General features: G+C 35.9%; 21 protein-coding genes, 1 tRNA gene, 1 pseudogene and 1 other annotated feature. Of the genes and pseudogenes, 3 read left to right on the plus strand and 20 right to left on the minus strand.

The window, feature by feature from the left end:
* Window positions 1–48: 48 nt before the first annotated feature.
* On the minus strand, window positions 49–495 hold the full coding sequence (locus tag C7K42_RS04095; RefSeq protein ID WP_094243435.1) for an NUDIX hydrolase: 447 nt from the start codon (window positions 493–495) through the stop codon (window positions 49–51).
* A gap of 146 nt (window positions 496–641) precedes the next feature.
* On the opposite strand from C7K42_RS04095, the gene gloA reads away from it, so the two are divergent.
* Complete coding sequence (gloA, locus tag C7K42_RS04100) at window positions 642–1016, plus strand: lactoylglutathione lyase (protein ID WP_103083876.1); 375 nt, start codon at window positions 642–644, stop codon at window positions 1014–1016.
* Window positions 1017–1062: 46 nt separating this feature from the next.
* Here gloA and C7K42_RS04105 read toward each other — a convergent pair whose 3' ends face one another.
* The 5 genes from C7K42_RS04105 to C7K42_RS04125 form a co-directional block, all read right to left on the minus strand.
* Window positions 1063–2091, minus strand: a complete 1029-nt coding sequence (locus C7K42_RS04105; protein ID WP_103083877.1) for an alpha/beta hydrolase — start codon at window positions 2089–2091, stop codon at window positions 1063–1065.
* Between the two features lie 320 nt (window positions 2092–2411).
* Window positions 2412–2744, minus strand: a complete 333-nt coding sequence (gene trxA / locus C7K42_RS04110) for a thioredoxin (protein WP_327796031.1) — start codon at window positions 2742–2744, stop codon at window positions 2412–2414.
* A gap of 63 nt (window positions 2745–2807) precedes the next feature.
* Window positions 2808–5186, minus strand: coding sequence for an endonuclease MutS2 (locus C7K42_RS04115; protein WP_103099964.1), 2379 nt, complete (start codon window positions 5184–5186; stop codon window positions 2808–2810).
* 84 nt (window positions 5187–5270) lie between these two features.
* Window positions 5271–5813 carry a CvpA family protein gene (locus tag C7K42_RS04120; protein ID WP_061839888.1) on the minus strand — a complete coding sequence of 181 codons (543 nt, stop codon included), beginning with the start codon at window positions 5811–5813 and terminating at the stop codon, window positions 5271–5273.
* Window positions 5814–5829: 16 nt separating this feature from the next.
* Window positions 5830–6270, minus strand: coding sequence for a cell division protein ZapA (locus tag C7K42_RS04125; RefSeq protein ID WP_061839887.1), 441 nt, complete (start codon window positions 6268–6270; stop codon window positions 5830–5832).
* A 186-nt stretch (window positions 6271–6456) separates the two neighbouring features.
* Between C7K42_RS04125 and rnhC the strand changes: the two genes are divergently transcribed.
* Entirely contained in the window at window positions 6457–7371 is a 915-nt protein-coding gene (rnhC, locus tag C7K42_RS04130) for a ribonuclease HIII (protein ID WP_103097589.1), read from the plus strand.
* A 66-nt stretch (window positions 7372–7437) separates the two neighbouring features.
* On the opposite strand, the gene C7K42_RS04135 is transcribed toward rnhC, so the two are convergent.
* From C7K42_RS04135 to C7K42_RS04165, 6 genes and pseudogenes are all read right to left on the minus strand, one after another.
* Window positions 7438–8016 carry a chromate transporter gene (locus C7K42_RS04135; RefSeq protein ID WP_103099953.1) on the minus strand — a complete coding sequence of 193 codons (579 nt, stop codon included), beginning with the start codon at window positions 8014–8016 and terminating at the stop codon, window positions 7438–7440.
* Window positions 8013–8561 carry a chromate transporter gene (locus C7K42_RS04140; protein WP_103099954.1) on the minus strand — a complete coding sequence of 183 codons (549 nt, stop codon included), beginning with the start codon at window positions 8559–8561 and terminating at the stop codon, window positions 8013–8015. The genes C7K42_RS04135 and C7K42_RS04140 overlap by 4 nt, the downstream gene beginning before the upstream one ends.
* Before the next feature lie 258 nt (window positions 8562–8819).
* A tRNA-Gly gene (locus C7K42_RS04145) sits at window positions 8820–8890 on the minus strand.
* 59 nt (window positions 8891–8949) lie between these two features.
* Window positions 8950–9210: a YrhK family protein gene (locus C7K42_RS04150; protein WP_061839885.1), complete on the minus strand. Its 261-nt coding sequence runs from the start codon at window positions 9208–9210 to the stop codon at window positions 8950–8952.
* A gap of 196 nt (window positions 9211–9406) precedes the next feature.
* Window positions 9407–11377: pseudogene (locus C7K42_RS13455) on the minus strand (ABC transporter permease/substrate binding protein).
* On the minus strand, window positions 11370–12629 hold the full coding sequence (locus tag C7K42_RS04165) for a quaternary amine ABC transporter ATP-binding protein (RefSeq protein ID WP_103099956.1): 1260 nt from the start codon (window positions 12627–12629) through the stop codon (window positions 11370–11372). Before C7K42_RS04165 ends, C7K42_RS13455 begins: the two are co-directional and overlap by 8 nt.
* A 926-nt stretch (window positions 12630–13555) precedes the next feature.
* On the opposite strand from C7K42_RS04165, the gene C7K42_RS04170 reads away from it, so the two are divergent.
* Complete coding sequence (locus C7K42_RS04170) at window positions 13556–14665, plus strand: NAD(P)/FAD-dependent oxidoreductase (RefSeq protein WP_014125233.1); 1110 nt, start codon at window positions 13556–13558, stop codon at window positions 14663–14665.
* Between the two features lie 50 nt (window positions 14666–14715).
* Here the strand turns inward: C7K42_RS04170 and C7K42_RS04175 are convergent, their stop codons facing one another.
* From C7K42_RS04175 to C7K42_RS04210, 8 genes are all read right to left on the minus strand, one after another.
* The gene (locus C7K42_RS04175; protein ID WP_014125234.1) at window positions 14716–15096 is read right to left on the minus strand and encodes an iron chaperone; all 381 of its coding nucleotides are present in this window, start codon (window positions 15094–15096) and stop codon (window positions 14716–14718) included.
* A 17-nt stretch (window positions 15097–15113) separates the two neighbouring features.
* Window positions 15114–15701: a type 1 glutamine amidotransferase family protein gene (locus C7K42_RS04180; RefSeq protein WP_014125235.1), complete on the minus strand. Its 588-nt coding sequence runs from the start codon at window positions 15699–15701 to the stop codon at window positions 15114–15116.
* Between the two features lie 96 nt (window positions 15702–15797).
* Window positions 15798–16640 (minus strand): MetQ/NlpA family ABC transporter substrate-binding protein, encoded by an 843-nt coding sequence (locus C7K42_RS04185; protein ID WP_103099958.1) that lies wholly within the window; start codon window positions 16638–16640, stop codon window positions 15798–15800.
* 80 nt (window positions 16641–16720) lie between these two features.
* Window positions 16721–16954 (minus strand) — a binding site (T-box leader).
* Between the two features lie 67 nt (window positions 16955–17021).
* On the minus strand, window positions 17022–17996 hold the full coding sequence (locus C7K42_RS04190; protein WP_014125237.1) for a dimethylarginine dimethylaminohydrolase family protein: 975 nt from the start codon (window positions 17994–17996) through the stop codon (window positions 17022–17024).
* A gap of 82 nt (window positions 17997–18078) precedes the next feature.
* Entirely contained in the window at window positions 18079–18390 is a 312-nt protein-coding gene (locus C7K42_RS04195) for a DUF1292 domain-containing protein (protein ID WP_061839881.1), read from the minus strand.
* A 31-nt stretch (window positions 18391–18421) separates the two neighbouring features.
* A complete protein-coding gene (gene ruvX, locus C7K42_RS04200) occupies window positions 18422–18844 on the minus strand; it encodes a Holliday junction resolvase RuvX (protein WP_014125239.1) in 423 nt (140 codons plus the stop codon).
* On the minus strand, window positions 18844–19110 hold the full coding sequence (locus tag C7K42_RS04205; RefSeq protein ID WP_103099959.1) for an IreB family regulatory phosphoprotein: 267 nt from the start codon (window positions 19108–19110) through the stop codon (window positions 18844–18846). The genes ruvX and C7K42_RS04205 overlap by 1 nt, the downstream gene beginning before the upstream one ends.
* A gap of 223 nt (window positions 19111–19333) precedes the next feature.
* Window positions 19334–19993 (minus strand): redox-sensing transcriptional repressor Rex, encoded by a 660-nt coding sequence (locus C7K42_RS04210; protein WP_014125241.1) that lies wholly within the window; start codon window positions 19991–19993, stop codon window positions 19334–19336.
* Window positions 19994–20135: the final 142 nt, after the last annotated feature.

Below are 20135 nucleotides of genomic sequence, written 5' to 3' on the forward strand. Positions count from 1 at the left end.
AAAAGAAGCCTGTCATCATATATAGTTTGACAGAGCTTCTTTTTTTATCTAATAATTATTTTTCATCCATTTTTGTAGTGCCCAACGATGACTTCCTCTTTTTAGTAAAAGCATAGCATCATCTGGCGTGACCCAATGAAGCTGATTATTTTTTTCAGTCGGTTCAGCTACTTCTTCCCACTGATCGGCAAGATAAAAATATCCCGGATGCGCAAAATAAGTATCACGATGGCTAGAATAAAAATATTCCTTAGCTTCTCCCAAATAAGCCCCCAATTTTATCTTAAAACCAAGCTCTTCTAACATTTCACGTGCGATGGTTTGCGCATGCGTTTCGCCTTTTTCAATTTCCCCGCCAGGTAAAAAGAAGGCGCCATTAGGTGCTTGTACTAAGATAACTTCTTTTTTTTCGTTACGATGGATAACAATATAGGCGCCATAACGTGCTTGATATTTCTTTCCTTCTTCTTTTTTGCCAAAAACAGCTTCTTTCATTTTTGCCTCCATGAGTAGTTTTCTTTGCATTTTACTTGATTTCACAAAAAGAAACAAGTTTTATTTACTTTTTATCATTTTTATTTAAATATAAAAATTCAATATGTTATAATACCCTTATCTAAACAGAAAGGATGACGCAAACAATGAGAATGGCGCACACTTGTGTACGTGTAAAAGATTTAAATGCTTCAATTGAATTTTATCAAAAAGCTTTTGGTTTTGTTGAAAACAACCGCAAAGACTTTCCTGAAGCAGAATTCACATTAGTTTATCTATCTTTACCAAATGATGACTATGAGTTAGAGCTTACCTATAATTACGACCACGGCGCTTATGATCTAGGGGATGGTTACGGACATATCGCAATTGCCACTGAAGATCTTCAAGCTTTACATGACAAACATGCAGCTGCTGGATTCGATGTCACAGAGCTGAAGGGACTGCCAGGCGTTCCTCCATCTTATTATTTCATTAAAGATCCAGATGGCTATAAAATTGAGGTAATCAAAGAAGATTAATTTTGGGTTTTAAAAAGTTCTGCAGCAAAAAAACTGCAGAACTTTTTTATTTAACAAAAAAATCTAAAATCGCTTGATAAACTAGATCTTGGTCGACTTCATTAATAACTTCATGTTTCATATGAGGAAAATCAAGCATCTCAACCTTCCGATAACCAATCTTATTTAAAGTTTTTTTAGTGTCAACGAGTCCCCTTTTTCCTCCAGTAATCGCTACATCCTCTGCACCAGTAATACTTAAGATAGGTAACTCAGGATTTTGACAAGCAAAAAAACTGATATCGTTTAACCGCCGTATGCTCTCCCAAAGTGTTGTCACGCCAATATTGTTATAACCTGGAAGCATACGTGGGTCACGTAAAGCTTTTGCTATTTCTATCTCGTCATTTGTCAACCACGTTTTATCTGTTGAGCCAAAATTCGATAATTTTTTTAAAATCCAAGAATAACTTTTTTTGCCTGCCAACATATCCGCAAAAAGCGCAAGCATAACACCGTATTTAGCTTTTTTCTGATATTGAAGTGTGCCCGTTAATAACAATTTTGTAACTTTGTCATCATTGTTTTGCAAATATAGACGAGCTAATACCGAACCATAAGAATGTCCATATAGATAAACCGCTGCACTTGGAAAACGATCATTAATAAATTGTGTAATCTTTAATTGGTCTTTTACCATTCGTTTTACACTCGGCATTTGTCCTAAGGGATTCTTTTTATCAACCGAATCGCCATGTCCACGATTATCGCTCAAAACAACGGCAAAACCATTTTTGGCTAGAAAGAAAGCTAAATGTCGATAACGTAAGCGATGCTCTAATATGCCATGGACTACTTGAACCACAGCTTTCACTGCTTGATTTTTAGGTTGGATGATTGTTAAAGCCAGTGGTAATCCATCTTCTGTAATCAAGTAGGTATCTTCTTGTGTCGTATCATCAAAAACTGCCGAGCTCATTTTTTCTGATACCGGTTCTTTTAAGACAATCGTTTCCGGCTGATTTCTAAATAATAAATAACTAGCAAGTCCTAAACTCAGTAAGCTACTTTTAAGCAAAGTCTTTTTCTTTTTCAAAATTTCTCCTCCCTTCACTAATACCACTTTCTTAAGTTTAATTATAACATAGGCAATCATCTCTTTAGATCATATTTTAATAAGAAAAGGTTCCTAAAAAATCAAGGGACATCGTAAAAACTTCCCTCGATTTTAGAAAAATGAAGGGAAGTCTACTAAAGTTACCTTCTTTTTGTATAAAATCGAGGGAAGTATAGCTGACTTTCCTTCATTATGTATAAAATCAGGGGGAGTATGCTCATCTTCCCTTCTTTTTATGTAAATTTTAAAATAAAAAAATCCAGATGAAATCAATCACCTGGAATCTTTTTAGCAGAATCTTACATATGAGAAGAAATCATTTCTTCTAATTGGTCTTTTGTTTGCACGCCAATTGCTTTATCCACAACTTCTCCGTCTTTTTTCAAAATTAATGTTGGAATACTCATAATCCCAAAACTTGCGGGTACTTCTGGATTTTCGTCAACATCAATTTTTACTACGCGAAATTCATCTTCGTCGTATTCTTGTTCAACTTGTTCTAAGATAGGTGCTTGCATTCTACAAGGACCACACCAAGTCGCCCAAAAATCGATCATAACCAACCCTTGTTCTGTTTCTACATTAAAGTCTTTATCTGTTACTGTTTGTGCCATGTTTTTTTGTACCTCCAATTCAATAGACAAAGTATAGCACCTTCGTCACTGCTTGCAAACTAACTTGCTCATTTAATACCTTTATTTAAAATTAACCACTGTGGCTCCGTTACCGCCTTGATTAGCTGGTGCGAAATCGAAATTTTTTACACTAGGATTTTTTTTCAAATAATTGAATACTCCCTTGCGTAAAGCACCTGTTCCTTTACCATGAACAATAGTAACTTGCGGATATCCAGCTAAAATAGCAGCATCTAAGTACTGGTCTAACTCACTTAAAGCATCTTCATAGTGTTTACCTCGTAAATCCAACTGACTGGAAACATGAGGACCAGAAGAATTTAAAGTAGAGACATGACGTTTGGGACCTGCAGCTTCTTTAGTAGGCGCAATAGCTTGTAAATCTTCTTCATCTACATCCATTTTTAAAATACCCAACTGTACTTGCCATTGATTTTTTCCAATTTTATCTAATAGCTCCCCTCGCTGGTTATATGGAATAACCAGCACTTCATCGCCAGCTTTAAATTGTTTTTCTTTTTTCGCCTTTTGTAAGACTTTGTTCTTTTTTAAGTGATCTTCTGGTTGTTGTAATTGATTTAATTCTCCTTTGGCTTGAATCAATTCATTTTCTTTCACATTCTTTTGACCACTTTGTTGTTGCATTTTACGTAGATTGGCAATAATTTCATCAGACTGATCTTTCGCCTGCTCTACAATGTCATTGGCTTTACTGCGTGCTTTATCAAATTCATTTTCTTTTTGCTCATAAAAATATTGATAAGCTTCTTGTAGGTCTTCATGCAGCTGTTTGGCTTTGCTAACATAATTTCTTAGTTCTAAATACTCAGTTTCAGCCATTTTGCGCCGATTTTCTAAATCAGTGATCATCTCATTTAAGTCTTGGCTTTCACCATTCATCATTTGCTTAGCAGAATCAATAAGTGTTTGATCAAGCCCTAGCCGACGTGAGATTTCAAATGCATTACTTCGACCGGGAACACCAATTAACAATCTATAGGTAGGGCTTAGTGTATCAACATCAAATTCCATCGAGGCATTTACGGTCTTTGGCCGATTATAACCATAGACTTTTAACTCTGGATAATGGGTTGTTGCCATCACATAGGCTTGTTTAGCAGCCAAATCATCTAAAATCGCAATCGCTAAAGCTGCCCCTTCTTGCGGGTCAGTTCCTGCACCTAATTCATCAAATAAGACTAAGCTGTTTTTATCCACTTGATTCAATACATCCACAATAGTCGTCATATGAGAAGAAAAGGTGGACAGACTTTGTTCAATAGATTGCTCATCGCCAATATCAGCAAACACTTCATTAAAAATCCCCATCTGACTATCCTCACCAGCTGGTATAGGCAAACCTGCTTGCCCCATTAGTTGCAATAAACCTAGTGTTTTTAATGTGATGGTCTTCCCCCCTGTATTAGGGCCTGTAATAACTACGGCTTGGTAATCTTCGCCAATCATAATATCATTAGCAATCACTTGTGTTTGATCCAAAAGAGGGTGCCTAGCTTGTTTAAAGTACACATGATTGTCTTGATTGACCAAAGGTACGACCGCTTTTAAATCTTTAGCAAAACGAGCTTTAGCATTCATAAAGTCAAATTTTCCGATAACATAAGCATTATGCATGATCTCTTTACGACTAGGCACCAACGCTGCCGATAATTCTGAAAGAATACGGGCAATTTCATCTCTTTCAGCAATTTGATATTGCCGCAAACGATTATTCATTTCCACAACTTGTCCAGGTTCGATAAAAAGGGTTTGACCAGAAGAGCTTTGATCATGAACCACACCGCCGAATACATTGCGGTTTTCTTGCCTTACCGGGATGACATAACGCTCATTTCGCATCGTTACTAGCGCATCACTAAGATAACGAGCTTGTTTCCCATGAATAATACCATCTAGATTTTCTCGGATACTTTGTTCACTGCGCGTAATATTCCGACGAATATTTTTAAGTTCTTCTGAAGCTTCATCTGTAACGCGTCCATCTTCATCAATTGCGCTTTTCAAACGTTTTCTTAAAGCTGGCAAGGCAGTTAATTGTTCTTGCCAAGCGTATAAACGGTTGAATGGTGTTTCATCTTCCTTAAACTCTTCCAAAAAAGTGTTGACTTCTGCTGTAGTCGTTAACACCCTTGAAATCTGAGCTAATTCGACACCATTCAAATCAGCACCAATCTCTATTCTTTTCATGTGAGCTTGGATATTTTCAATTTTGGGAATTGGAATTCCTCCACGTAGACGAAGCACTTTCATCGCATCATCTGTTTCTTCTAGATAAGAAGTAATGGATGACATATCACTTACCGGCAGCAAGTAACGCAGCTCTTCTTTCCCTTGATCAGTCACTAAATATTGTGCGATTTGATTTTTAACTTGATTAAATTCTAAGGTATTTAAAATATCGTGATTTAATTCCTTCATTTTTTCACCTGCTTTCGCAACATTTTCTATCAGCGTGAAAATAGAGCAGTTTTGCATCAAGTCGCAAAAACTGCTCTACAATTTTTAGATAATGTTAGTTATCCATAGTTTATCCAACATATTAGATAAAAACGGTGTTTTATCTACAATAAAATCAGCAGTAAAACTTCTATTAAACATATTTTGGATGGCATCCACTGGTAACATCGTTAAAACTTTCAAAAATAATAAAATCGTTATATACATCAACACTGTATTTAAAATACCTGCAGCTAACCAGTCGTCTTCCAGAATCCGTGTAAAGCGAAGGTTTCTAAGAAAAATCATAACCAATTTTGTAACTAGCCAGCCAATAAGCAACCAGCCAATAAAAGCAACAGCCGCATAGTAAGCCTTGTCTAAGTCAAAAGATAGCTCTTGACTATAATAAACCATCTCTGTTTCTGGCGTTACTGATAAATAAGGGATATATAGCTCAATCTTTTGTCCCCATTGTTCATAAAGACCCATGGCAAGAAAAAAGGAAAGAATACCACCTATAGTATAGATTAGTTGTAAAGCTGTTGCCCGTCTTGCACCAGTATAAAATGAAAATAATAGTAATAAAAATATGATAAAACCGATCATTCAGTCTTCCTTTCTGCTAGCCTTGAGTTGCCTTTTTTTGAATACTCTGCTTGCGCTTTTCATTTAAGATTTGTTGTGCTTGCAAGTGATCATGAATTTGTGCCTCACTATTTCCTTGATCTTTCAGCACTTTTTTTGCTTCTTGTTCTATTTCTTCAATGCGTTGAATACGTTCCTTAAGTTCCGTTACTTCACTGGCTTTTTTATGTAACGTCTCATTTTCTTCTTTTAAATCTAGTAACTCTTTTTGTTTTTTTAACTGATCAGACACCGCATTAATAGCAAGCAAAATAGCCGCTTGCTCACTGTCTATCTCGGCAGACATTCCTTTAATTTCTTTTAGCTGATCGTTGACAAGTTCAGTCACCATCTTTAAATGTTTGGGGTCTTCTTTGCTGATAATGGTGTAGTTTTGATTTTCAATCGTCGCTTTAAAACGATTCTTTTGCTTGACCACTTGGCTCAGCCTCCTATATCTACAAGTATTTTTTTATTATAACACTTTCAATGTTTTTTATTAAAAATACCTTTCTATTATAAAGGAAAATATTAATTTTTTCTACGTATTCACTTATTTTACTACATTTCAATCAGAAACGCATTATGCTAAAATAAAGCAATAATATTAGAAGGGAAATTTTTCATGGGAACAACCGTTGTTAAACTAAATAAAGAAAAATTAAAAGAAGTAAAGCAGTATTATAAAGCTTACATAAGCTCACGTAAAATCCCCTATGCTGCTTTTTTTGCAAAAAAAGACGGCATCACAATCACAGCTTACAACTCGGGAAAAGTCATGTTTCAAGGGGATAATGAAAAACAAGAAGCCTTACTATGGGAAAGTATGCCAACAGAAAGTACTAAAAAAACAGCGACTTTACCAGCTGGTTTTGCCCGAAAAAGTATTATGGGTAGTGACGAAGTAGGTAACGGCAGTTATTTTGGTCCATTAGTTGTATGTGCTGCCTATGCTGATAAAAACCATTTAGATACATTAAAAAAACTAGGGGTAAAAGATTCAAAGATGCTTGATGACAAGCAAATTCTAAAGCTTGCTCCTCAATTGGAATCCTCTATTCCTTTTCAAAAACTAGTGGTGACGCCAAAAAAATATAATCAGATACAACCGCGATATAATGCCGTGGGCATGAAAGTAGCATTACATAACCAATGTATTCATTTACTATTAGAAAAAATGAGTCCGCAAAAGCCTGAAGCCATTCTAATCGACCAATTCGCCCAAGAAACAACTTATCGCAAGTATTTAAAAAGCGAAAAAAATCCGATAACGCAAAATCTTTATTTTATTACCAAAGGAGAACAATACCATTTAGCTGTTGCGGCGGCTTCAATTATTTGTCGCGCTGAATTTCTAAATTCTCTTAAACAACAATCACAAGAAGTGGGGATTGAACTTCCCTCAGGCGCCGGTTCACAGTCTGACAAACAAGCCGCCAAAATCATCAAAAAAGGCGGCATTGAATTATTAGCAAACTACGCAAAGCTTCATTTTAAAAATACAGAAAAAGCACAAAAAATCGCACAAAAACAAAATTAATGCGCTAAATTTATGGACCTATCTCGATAAAACACGAAATAGGTCCCCTTCTTATAATAATTTTTATTACCCGGCAAATTGGAAAACAATGCCCACCAAAGCAGATAAAGCAATAAAAATCACTGGATGCAGATTTTTAAATAGCCTATGGCGCATGATGAAAAATAAGAAAATAGCTAAAATGAGCGACTTCCAGTTAATAAATCCCAGCCAGTCCCCTGCATCAAGCAAGCTTGAAACATCAAATAAATCCATCCATACCACAGAAAATCCAGCTGCTGCAATCAGTGCAGTCGACGCAGGTCTTAGACCATAAAATACCGATTCGACATAAAAATTATTCCTAAATTTGGTTAAAAAGCGACCAATAATGATAATAAGAATCATAGCAGGCGTAACCAGTCCTACCGTAGCTACAATGCCCCCGAAAGCACCAGCTGTTAAATTTCCAGCATAGGTTGCCATATTAATCCCTATCGCTCCTGGGGTTGATTCAGAAATAGCGATCATGTCAGCTAGCTGATCATTGCTAAACCAACCTGTTCGATCGGACATATCATATAAAAACGGCAAAGTCGCAAGTCCACCACCCACGGAAAATAGGCCCGTCTTGAAGAATTCATAAAAAAGTTGCAAATAGATCATTTTTGTTGATGTCTCCTTTCTTGCAGCTTAGCAGCAACTCCAATAAAAGCTGCTAAAATGATAAGTATTACAGGAGACCAACTTGTAGACACAGATAAGATAAAAACAAGCGCAAAAATAAAAATCCCTATTTTATCTACCACTGAATTTTTCCAAAGCTTCAACACAGCATTTAAGATCAGAATATATACACTCACACGAATACCAGCAAAAGCATTCTGTATGATGGCTAATTCAGAAAAATTTTGCATAAACATGGAAATTAGTGTGATAATAATATAAGAAGGAAAAACAAAACCCAGCGTAGCCACAATTCCCCCAAGTGCTCCTCGTTGTTTCTGACCAATAAAAGTAGACGTATTAACTGCTATAATGCCAGGGGTTGTCTGCCCTATAGCATAATAATCAACAAGTTCTTCATCTGTTGCCCAGTTTTTATTTTCCACAACTTCCCTTTGAAGGATAGGTAACATCGCATAACCGCCACCAAAGGTTAATACACCAATGCGGCTAAAAGTTAAAAACAAATCAATGAATATATTCATATTCTCCTCCTCAAACGCTAATATTAATATATAAATACGACAAAGCGCTAAAGCTCTATTAAATGATATATTAACATTAAGATAACAACAAGACCAGAAAATATAAGAGAAGTAGATCATATATTCATTAAAATTATCATAAAAACTAGAATCAGCCATGATATAAAATTAAAGGTCAAAAGACATTCGAAACAAAAAATAAAAAATCGCTAACTTTTATAGGTTAGCGAAATCCTGTTACAAAGGTTTACATAACTAAGCGGGTGACGAGAATCGAACTCGCGACGGAAGCTTGGGAAGCTTCTGTTTTACCACTAAACTACACCCGCATAACAAGAACTATTATAGCTCAATGCAATATATTACACAATAGACATTGGGATAAAATTTATTTGTTTTTTAGTGTATATATATGTACCTCTCTACTGATCAAAATTAAGGGCCTTATCAAAAGTTGAAAACTACCGATAACAAATAGAACTGTTCCATAAAAAGTCGTTGATTCTTTAAAAAATAAGAAACTACCTACAATAAAAAATAAAGCTAAAATAATATCATTCATTTGATACAAAAAATTATAGAAGGCATCAATTTTTATATCATGATGAAATAGAGTAAATGTTAATTCGCTTCGGTTATTTCGTTCCATTTATAAACACCTCAGTTTTAAATTTTACTAGCAAAAATAATAAAAAGAAAATATATTGCACTATTTTAATCAAAAAAATACAGAAAAGAAAGGATTTCATTTTTTGTATTTTATACATTCACTCCCTGAAATCTAATGGCAGTGAATAAAAAAAGCAGAGATCAGTAATATCTGATCTCCACCTCTTTAATAGATACTATTCAGCATCTGCTGTCCATTCATCTACTTTGTCTTGGTTATCTTCAATCCAGTCTCTTGCTGCATCTTCTGGATCTTCACCGTCTTCAATGTCTAACATTACAGTGTTTATATCTTCTTCCGTCCATTCGAAGTTATCCAATATGCTGTATACTTCTGGCATATCATCTTCTAATCCTTCACGAACCATTGTATGAATACTTTCAGCATCTCCCATTGTTCCTTCTGGGTCATCTAGATATTTAAGGTCATATCTTTCAAACATCCAATGTGGAGACCAGCCAGTAATGACAATCGGATCTTCATTTTGAATCGCACTGCCTAATTGTGAAGTCATCGCACCACTAGAAGATGGTGTCACTTCCCAATCCGATAAATTATCATAGGTTTCGACTGTTTCTTCTGCCGCAGCAACCACACCAGCACCTGGTTCAATACCAATAATTTCTTGCTCCGGCACTTGATCATCTAGATCTTCAATAGAATCAACATCCATATATTCGGGAACAACAAGTCCTAATTTTGCTGCGTCTGGCAAGTTTGGACCTAAGTCTTCTACTTGATCACCAAACTCTTCATATTGTGCTTCGTGAGTTACTGGCAACCATCCTGCGACCATACCATCTGATTCGCCATTAGCTACTGCTTCCCACGTCACAGCATTATCTAAAGGTGTAATGTTTACATTATAACCCATATCTTCTAATACTTGCGCTACAACGTTGGTGGAAGCGACTTCTGTATCCCATTCAACATAGGATAATTCAACAGTGTCTCCACCGCCATTGCCGCCACCTTCTGCGTCGTTATCGCCGCCGCCATTACTGCAGGCAGCTAATAAAAATGCTGAACTTAGTGCCAACATACCTACTAACTTCTTCTTCAAAATAAAACATCCTTTCTTAATTTTTTAAAAATTGAATAACAATTTTTATTCACTAATCATTAGGAGACCCCGAAAGATAAACAAAGTGATCACACGTTATCCATCTTTCAAATGTCTCAAATTTTCTTAATCATCTTTCACTATTAAACATAATATTTCTTTTAGTGAAATTAGATTAAAAAACTAAAATTTTAGACATAACTTGCTATTTTTTATATGCCTTTTTTAATCATTTGAACTATTTCCACTACTATTTAAGTTTTGTGTAAAGCGGTCCATAATAATCGCTAAAATAACGATAGCTATACCGTAAACAAAACCATTACCTACTTGTGAACGTTGTACTGCAGATAATACCCCTTGTCCTAAACCAGGAGCTCCGATCATAGAAGCAATAACAACCATAGATAAGGACAACATTAGCGTTTGGTTAATACCAGCAAAGATATTTCCTTTAGCTAAAGGCATTTCTAACTTAAATAATTTTTGCCAACCGGTGCCCCCAAAAGAATCGGAAGCTTCCACTAATTCCGTTGGCACTTGACGAATACCCAAGTTTGTCATACGGACAGTTGGCGGCAATGAAAAGATCACTGACGCAAAAACCCCAGGGACCATACCGATACCAAAGAAGGCCACGGCTGGAATCAAGTATACAAAACCTGGCATCGTCTGCATGAAGTCAAGAATTGGCGTAATAATACTTCTTGCCATTTCACTTTTCGACATTAAAACGCCGGCTGGTACACCAATAATGACTGAAATCAAACTTGAAACAATAACTAATGTCAATGTATTTAGCAGATCAGACCACAAATCCTGGTTATAAATCAATAGCAAACCTAGCAATGTAAATGTAGGTAATTGCCATTTTTTTCCACCAAGGAAAAAAGCAGCGACTGTAACTATCAAAATAAATAGTAAGGGATGAATCATGGACAATCCATTAGTCATAGCATCCATGATATTTTGTCCTACAGTTTGTAAGAATGAGAAAAAGGCAGCCCAGTGCTCGGTTAGCCAATCAACGCCATTGTCGACCCAATCCGAAAAGGGAAGCTCATTTTGTAAAAAATCAAGCATTTGCATTCACCTCTTCCTTATCAGCTGACTCTGTTGTTTCATCTGCAGCTTCTTTTTCATCTGATTGTCCAGTATCGGTATCCGTCATCGCGCCAATTACACTACCACGAACTACGACACCGACAACACGATCTTCTTCGTCAACAACAGCCAAAGGCGCAGCGGAATTTTGAATTATATTGAAAATATCCGTTACTAAGGTATCTTTTTCCACTTTTTGTACGTTTTTATCTACTACATCTTTAAGTGGTTTTTCATTTTTAAGTGCATCCAAAGCATTTTCAGCGGTTAAACTTCCTTTTAAATAACGTTTACGATCAACCGCTAATAACATACTGGTTTCTTCTTTACGCATACGTTGTAAAGCCACATTAGGGCCATCAGCTTCTGCATTGATGGTCAAAGCGGGTTCCATAATATTTTCCGCCGTTAGAACTTTGGAACGGTCGATATCTTCGGTAAACTCGCGAACAAAGTCATTGGCTGGATGCGTTAAGATTTCTTCACCGGTACCAATTTGCATCACTTCACCATCACGCATTAAAGCAATTCGATCGCCGATACGCAAAGCTTCGTTCAAATCGTGGGTGATAAAAATAATGGTCTTTTGTACACGTTCTTGTAAGTCCATCAAATCATCTTGCATATCCCGACGAATCAAGGGGTCCAAAGCAGAAAATGCCTCATCCATAAGCAGCACTTCTGGATCGTTCGCTAAAGCACGTGCTAAACCAACCCGTTGCTGCATCCCACCGGATAATTGGTTAGGATATTGATCTTTAACCGAAAGTAAACCGGAATTATCTAAAGCAGCTTCCGCTTTTTTACGGCGTTCTTCCTTAGATACACCCCTTACTTCTAGACCATATTCGGTGTTTTGTAAAATGGTCCGTTGGGGGAAAAGTCCAAAGTTTTGAAAGACCATATTCGCTTTTGTACGACGAACTTCACGCAAGTCTTCTTTAGACATCTTCGCTACGTCTTCATCATCAATGTAAACAGAACCTGAAGTAGGTTCAATCAAACGATTGATCATTCGTACTAAAGTCGATTTCCCACTTCCGGACAAGCCCATAATGACAAAGACTTCTCCTTCGTTAACATCAAAACTTACGTCATGTACACCGACAGTAGCGCCAGTTTCTTTTAAGATTTCTTGTTTTGATTTCCCCGCTTTTACTTGTTCGAGCGCTTGTTGGGTTCTTCGACCAAATATTTTGGTTAAATGTTCTACGCGAACTTTTTTACTCAAAAGTTAACACTCCTTCTTTTCTCCTTTTTTTCAGAAAACTACCATGAAATTGACCATATTATAGTATCATCATGTTGTCACTTTGTCAAAAAAGAATCATACTTTTTCTTATTTCCTACTAAAAACTTCCTATCATTAGAAAAGTTCGTATTCTTAACTAACTGACACTAAGGGGGGCCTTAAGCTGTATTTCGTACACAAGATAAGAAGAAAAATTCTTTACTTTTGTCAAGAACTGACAACAGACTACTTAAATTGAGTGGGCAGTTCAGATAAACTTTGCAAAATGATATCATAATAACTGTTAGACTTAAACCCTTAATTTTTAGAAAGTTTTAGAAAAAGGAAAAATAAAATCACATTTGGATATTTTTGCAGGTGGAGCTTTTTGAACGACAAGCTTATTGATACAACTTTTCAATTCTTGCAACCTCCTCCTTTCTCATATTATATCCCTTTTCTTAAGTAACAAACAATTTGCACATTACAAGCAACAACTGCTTAATGGTTATACTATTAAATATATAGTTAACAGGATTAAAAAGCAAATAATATTTAATTGTTATAAAGTTTTTAAGGAAAAACGCTAAGCAATTCAAGGCTATTAGGCAAAGACAGAGAATAAAACGTTGAGAAACGCCCGTTTTGGTAAAATAAAGGTTGTATCCTTGTTTTTTAGATAAAACTTTTCTATTCCTCTCTCCATGTTTGAATTCTCAGATAAGGTTTTTCTAAACTGTTGTCCGTGATTTCGTTTTCAGATAATAGATTATCAAACTTTTGTCCGTTATTTACTGTTGATTTCTCCGCTAGAAAACCTCAATAAATTTTACACTTAGTCAATCATTCGTATTGAACTTTGATATAATGAACAATTGAAAAAATCTATTAACTAAAGGATAATAAAATTTAAGGAGGCTTATTTTATGCAAAAAATAGCCATTATTGGCGGTGGCGCCATTGGTATTACTTTGGCCAATTATTTAGATACAACCAAATATGATGTAACTTTATTTGATGATGAAAGTGGGCAAGCAACCAAAGCTAGCGCAGGTATTATTTCCCCTTGGTTATCTAAACGTCGGAACAAACGATGGTATCGTTTAGCTAGAGATGGAGCAGCTTTTTTCCAAAAACTAGTTTCTGACATGAAGATTTCTGAGAAGATATATGCCAAAAATGGTACGATCCTTTTACGAAAAAATGGATTGCAAGACCTAGCAAACTTGGCCGAACAAAGAAAGAAAGATGCCCCTGAAATTGGCGAGATCAACTTACTTTCGGCTAAGCAAACAGCGGACAAGCTGCCTTTATTGGCACCCCAAGAATCTTTGTATATTTCGGGCGGCGCTAGATTAGATGGTTTATTATATTTAAATCATATGAAAAAATTAGCAAAACAAAAACAAGTTCATTTAGTTCAAGAAAAAGTAACGATAAATAAGGAAAATAACCTGTGGCAAATTAAAACAAAAGCACAACAATTTCTAGCAGACTATATTATATTAGCTGCCGGTCCTAACTGTAAAACACTTCTAGATCCTCTTGGTTACCAAGTGGATCTTCGCCCGCAAAAAGGACAACTTATTGTTTTTAAAACGCAACAAAGTCAAAGTAAGCAATGGCCAGTCGCTATGTTGGATAATGAAGCCGACTTGATCCCCGCAAATGATGGACAAATGATCATCGGTGCAACCCATGAAGACGAGGCGCAGTGGGATCTGCACCCCACTTCTGCAGCCTTTGAAAAATTAACCAATAATAGTAAAGATTTTTTACAAACTCCTGAAAAACTTTTAGAAAACTCTTTTACTTATCGCGTAGGAACACGCGCTTATACTTCAGATTTTGCTCCTTTTTTCGGTTCATTACCCGATGATCCAACACTTTTTGTCGCCAGTGGACTAGGATCTTCTGGTTTAACAACCGGTCCTTATATAGGTTATTTATTAGCAAAATATTTCAATGAAGGAAATTGGTCTACCAAAGATTATCAAAAAACGTTAGATAACTATATCCAACCCCACTCTTTTTAAAAAAAGCAATCGAAATAGCAGTTCACAACACTCTGTTTCGATTGCTTTTTTTATTTATCTGCTTTACGCCAAAAAGTTGTATAATCTTGTTTTTCATCAAGATTAAATTGAATAATGTCATAAAGCAGTTGATAATCTATCGCTTTATCCCACTCTATACGAAAAGTACTTTTTCCCATTGGATAGCCACAAGCCGTTATCTTATCAAAGAATTTTTTTATACCAGCGACTTCAGGGGATACCGTGATATGCTTTTTGGTTTTGATAAAAGAAATGATAAATGTTTCTTTGTAAATAAACATGGGTTCATTCCACTTAAAAACTAACTGCAACTGAGGAAACTTGCTTTGAACAGCTTCGATAAGTGTAGTAAATTTTTCCTTATGTTCTTTCTTTTCAATACTTGCAATATAATCTTCTAAATTCTGCAAGACTAACTCCCCCTTTATTAGAACGGATTGCCATATTTCTCACAATAATTGTAAAAACCATATCTATTCATAAACATCATCTTTTCAATATTTTCAGGTGTATCAAACGCAATTAAGTCCAAAACTAGCTCAGTAAACTCAAGTGGCGCCGTACCATTAGCAGTAACCAACTGCCCATCTTTTACTGCTTGCTTTTTTAAATAATTATCTGCAGATGTATAAAACTCATAATTCTTCCAAGAATCCACAAAATTTCCAGTATGTTTATGATCATTCAAAAAACCATTTTTCGCCAGATAATCCACAGCACCACATATAGCAGCTATTACAATACCTTTATTGAAAGCTTCTTCGACAAATTTTAAAAGCTCTGCACTACTGTTACCCCAAGAATTCCCGCCAATCATCACCAGTAAATCATAATCTTTAGGCTCAGAACCAATAACATAATCAAGCAAAACTGAAAAACCACCTAAAGAAACAACTTTTTTTTCAACCGAAATAGTTTTTACCGTCCAAAACTCACTTTGGTTTAAAGTCGAAGATAAATAAGCACCTTCCCAATCGGCAAATTCATCTAGCAAAAGAAACAAAGCCTGTTTCATAATAAAGCTCCTTTTTATTTTATTGTACCGGAATACTGGAAAAAGTATATAAAAATGCTCGTAAAGTTAGGATGAACTAGCTTTACGAGCGCTTTTTTAAAATAGTGGTACAACTGCACCTTGGTATTCTTCATCAATGAAGTCTTTCACGTCATCGCTATGCAATGATTCCATCAAGGCTTCAATGGCAGGATCATCTTCGTTCCCCTCTTGAACAGCAACGATATTTGCATAAGTTTGCGCCGCTTCAGAATCTTTATCTTCAATTTCTAAAGAATCATTTGCTATGTCAAAACCTGCATCCACCGCATAGTTTCCATTAATTACAGATAAGTCTACATCTTGCACCGTACGAGGAATTTGCGAAGCTTCTAGTTCTGTTATTTCTAAATCTTTAGGATTTTCTTCAATGTCATTGGTCGTTGCTTCAATTCCCTTATCGGCATCCAATTTGATTAACCCAGTTTCCTCAAGTAATAATAAAGCACGAGCGCCATTTGTCGCATCATTAGGGATCGCAATTTCGGCCCCATCTTGTAAGTCGTCAACTGTCTCGGTTTTACCAGGGTATAATCCTAAAGGTTCAAAATGAACTTCGCCGGCAGAAACCAAATCCGTACCGTTTTCTTCATTAAAGTTATCCAAGTAGGGTTTATGTTGGTGGAAACTAGCGTCAAGATCTCCTTCGTCCAGTGCTTGGTTAGGTAATACATAGTCGTCAAAAACCTCAACGTCTAACTCATAGCCCTTTTCTGCCAAATCATCTTTTGTCTGTTCTAAAATCTCCGCATGAGGCGTAGAACTGGCCCCTACCGTTAATGTTTCATCACCATCACCAGAACCACTGCCTTCATCATTACCACTTGAACATGCCGCTAAACCAAAAATCGTTAGTCCTAGTACACCGGCATATAATGTTTTTTTCAAACTTGCTCTCATTTTAACCCCTCCAAATTTTTTTCATTCGAACAAAAAGTTCAATAATGCAAATAAAAAGCCCTTTTATCAATGTAAACTGATAAAAGGGCGAAATTTTCACGGTACCACCTTGTTTTAGAAGCTAAAGCTTCTCTTAACCCATCTCAAATCAAAGAAATGGCATTCAAGATAACGATTGAACCTTTCGAAATCATCTACCTATCGATGACTTATCCTCCGAGACCATCTTCATTTCTTATCTTATAACCTTTTTCACCTTACAAGGTCTCTCTAAAAAAAAGATCAGAAACTACTCTTCTCATCAACGGAATTCTCATGTGTTTTGTTGTATTGTAATTTACACTAGAAAACAAGAGTTGTCAAGTGCTTTATCATCTCATCTTACTCTCTAATTAAGGCTTGTGTTGTGCACCTAAAAGAACCACCAAACATTCTAGAAACATGGTAATCAAGTGTTTCCACTTTTATCCCTTTGGCTTTAATTTTTGCGATCAGATCAGTAAAAGCCTGGTCGGTAACATATACCTGCTCGTTAATTGGCAAATCGTTAGCTATCAAATTGGCAGCTTCTGTTAACGAAACGTTGATTTTTTCCCAATCTTTCAATTCTTCAGGAATGCCATCTAAGAAAGCTTCTTCACAGGTGATCATTAATCCTTCTTTTAGCATACTAAGCACACAATCCAAATGCAAAATCGATGGATGTAAGCGAACCGGGACCACTTTATAATCAAATTGCTCCAGCAGTTGTTTTAACCAATAAATGCCATTTAAATTACTAGCCAAACCAGAATGACCGACAAAAACAGTTTTTCCTAAAACAACAACATCTCCACCTTCGATAAATGGTCCAACCTCACTATTTTCACCTTCTGCTAAGTCAGGCTGAGGAGCGGCAAAATAATAGCCTGCATTATTTTTCACCCATTCATTTAAAACGGGTCGAATAGGAAATATTTCTCTACGACGATGCATAAAGCGTAAATTCCCTTCGATAATAAACGACCCTATAGTAAAAAAAGGATCCCGTGAAAAAAAGTTGCTATAGCCAACGCCCTGTTCTTTCCCATAATCTTTTTCATGCTGTGTAAGTAAACGAGGCCTTAAAACCTCGACACCATAAGACTCAAGAAGGGACTGCATTGCTATCTTTTCTTGTTCCCAATCCCTTTGTAGTTTTTCATCTGCTTCTGCTACATCTTTTCCTCCGCTGTTGTTAACAAATTCCACGTTTTCTTTGGTTAAAAAAGATGTATCCATACTATTTTTCGGGTCTTCTGGGAAACAAAACTGAGATTGAGCTAAAACAGTTGCTTTTAAAGGCGCAAATTCACTCACAACTTTTGTTTTATTCATCAACTTTCCTCCTCGTTATTTTTTACCCAGTTAAAAAAGACCAAACTCCTATCTAGCAAGAGTTTAGCCTGGTTTTAACTATCTATTCTTCTTCTTCAGCCATAAATGTATTAAATACTTCTTCAATCATATCCCATTCTTTATCCGTTTCGATTTGTTCTAAATCGCCTTCGGTACCTTCTTCATTTTCAACATAGGCATAAGCTTGCAATTCAACTTCTTCGTCCTCATCAGCACCTGCAGGATATAATAGTACATAGTTGCGACCAAATTCTTCTTGTCCATCGATAGTAAGTAGAATTTCGTATAGTGTTTCATTTCCTTCTTCATCGACTAGTGTAATATGTTCATGTTCTTGGTGATCATGGTCATGATCATGTGTATGTTCTGCCATTAATTCATTCTCCTCTTTAAAAATTACCTGTTTAATTCATTATTGTATCTAAATAATTCTGTAAAATCACTACTGCTGCTAACTTATCAATGACTTTTTTTCGTTTTTTCCTAGAAGTGTCTGCTTGTTCAACTAACATCCGCTCAGCTTGAACCGTTGTTAGACGTTCATCTTGATAAATCACCGGTAGTTGATAGTACTCTTCTAATTTTTTGCCATAACTCATGGAAGCTTGAGCTCTAGGCCCAATTGAATTATTCATATTTTTAGGCAGACCCACAACGAACTGTTCAACTTCATATTGTTCAATCAATTCATTGATTCTAGCAAAACCAAATTCGCCTTCTTCTTCATCAATTGAAACAATTTCAATCCCTTGTGCTGTCCATCCTAACGGATCACTTATTGCTACACCGACTGTTTTTGAGCCGACATCTAATCCCATAGTGCGCATTATAAGTTAACTCCATGATTTTCTAAGTAAAAACGTATCAAAACTTCTAATACTTCATCTCGTTCATGGCGACGAATTAAATTACGCGCATCGCGATAACGCGGAATGTACGCCGGATCGCCCGACAACAAATACCCTACGATTTGATTAATCGGATTGTATCCTTTTTCTTCAAGCGCACGGTGTACGATCGCAAGTGTTTCGCTAACTTCTTTTTTGCGGCTGTCATCAAAATCAAAACGTACCGTTTCGTCTTTATACCCCATTCACTTGACACCTCTTTCTCCTAGTTGTTCACACATTCTCTTTTATATTGTACTAAACAAACTGCCAAACTACAAACATATACATTCAATTATGACAAGTTTACCTAAAATCTATGACTATTTTGTGAATTATAAGTAGTTTTTCATTTATTTTAGTAGAAAAAAGTCCTGATTTTTTCTATCCATTGCCAAAAGCAAGTAAAGAAAAAATCAAGACTATGGTTCATTCCACTTCTTCAGTTGATACATCCAAACGATCATCACTGTGCAAAAAGTAAATCAAGGTTTGTAACTCATTGGTCAAATCAACGTTTTGAATTAAAACATCGGATGGTGCTGAAATACGTACTGGCGTAAAATTGAGAATTCCTTTAATCCCTGACTCAACTAAATTATTTACCACATCTTGTGCAGTAGAAGCTGGAACTGTCAAGATAGCAATCTCAATCCGTTGAATCTCTATTTGTTCTTCCATATCAGACATGGGATAAACTGGAATACCATCAACAATACGTCCCACGATATCTGAATTTACGTCAAATGCAGCACTTACACGAATGCTATTGCTTTGGTGAAACTTATATTTTAACAAGGCACTCCCCAAGTTTCCTACACCTACAAGGGCAACGTTTGTCATTTCGTCATCACTTAAAGTCTTGGAAAAAAATTGCATTAAACTTTCCACGTCATAACCATAACCACGTTTACCTAATTCGCCAAAATAAGAAAAATCACGGCGAATTGTGGCACTATCCACTTGGACCGCCTCACTTAATTCAGTTGAAGAAACTTTAGCCTTTCCGGCGTCATTTAAAATTCGTAGATAACGATAATACAAAGGCAACCGTTTGGCAGTTGCTTTAGGAATATTATTTTCTTTCACTTTCTAGCCCTCCATTGTGAACATTTCACTTATAACATGTAGTATCATAACAGATGAAAACAAAAAAAAGCAATTTGATTGCTCAGTTTACTGCAAAATTTTATAAAAAATAACTAAAAAAGCCTAAGCTGCTCTTTCTTTC

Origin of the sequence: Tetragenococcus halophilus subsp. halophilus DSM 20339 (assembly GCF_003841405.1) — a bacterium.
GTDB classification, from domain to species: domain Bacteria; phylum Bacillota; class Bacilli; order Lactobacillales; family Enterococcaceae; genus Tetragenococcus; species Tetragenococcus halophilus.

Excerpts from the sequence above, each read along its gene's own strand:
- C7K42_RS04095 (WP_094243435.1), bottom strand. The coding sequence starts at position 495 with ATGAAAGAAGCTGTTTTTGGCAAAAAAGAAGAAGGAAAGAAATATCAA.
- gloA (WP_103083876.1), top strand. The coding sequence starts at position 642 with ATGAGAATGGCGCACACTTGTGTACGTGTAAAAGATTTAAATGCTTCA.
- C7K42_RS04115 (WP_103099964.1), bottom strand. The coding sequence starts at position 5,186 with ATGAAGGAATTAAATCACGATATTTTAAATACCTTAGAATTTAATCAA.
- C7K42_RS04120 (WP_061839888.1), bottom strand. The coding sequence starts at position 5,813 with ATGATCGGTTTTATCATATTTTTATTACTATTATTTTCATTTTATACT.
- rnhC (WP_103097589.1), top strand. The coding sequence starts at position 6,457 with ATGGGAACAACCGTTGTTAAACTAAATAAAGAAAAATTAAAAGAAGTA.
- C7K42_RS04135 (WP_103099953.1), bottom strand. The coding sequence starts at position 8,016 with ATGATCTATTTGCAACTTTTTTATGAATTCTTCAAGACGGGCCTATTT.
- C7K42_RS04140 (WP_103099954.1), bottom strand. The coding sequence starts at position 8,561 with ATGAATATATTCATTGATTTGTTTTTAACTTTTAGCCGCATTGGTGTA.
- C7K42_RS04150 (WP_061839885.1), bottom strand. The coding sequence starts at position 9,210 with ATGGAACGAAATAACCGAAGCGAATTAACATTTACTCTATTTCATCAT.
- C7K42_RS04170 (WP_014125233.1), top strand. The coding sequence starts at position 13,556 with ATGCAAAAAATAGCCATTATTGGCGGTGGCGCCATTGGTATTACTTTG.
- C7K42_RS04180 (WP_014125235.1), bottom strand. The coding sequence starts at position 15,701 with ATGAAACAGGCTTTGTTTCTTTTGCTAGATGAATTTGCCGATTGGGAA.
- C7K42_RS04185 (WP_103099958.1), bottom strand. The coding sequence starts at position 16,640 with ATGAGAGCAAGTTTGAAAAAAACATTATATGCCGGTGTACTAGGACTA.
- C7K42_RS04190 (WP_014125237.1), bottom strand. The coding sequence starts at position 17,996 with ATGAATAAAACAAAAGTTGTGAGTGAATTTGCGCCTTTAAAAGCAACT.
- C7K42_RS04195 (WP_061839881.1), bottom strand. The coding sequence starts at position 18,390 with ATGGCAGAACATACACATGATCATGACCATGATCACCAAGAACATGAA.
- ruvX (WP_014125239.1), bottom strand. The coding sequence starts at position 18,844 with ATGCGCACTATGGGATTAGATGTCGGCTCAAAAACAGTCGGTGTAGCA.
- C7K42_RS04205 (WP_103099959.1), bottom strand. The coding sequence starts at position 19,110 with ATGGGGTATAAAGACGAAACGGTACGTTTTGATTTTGATGACAGCCGC.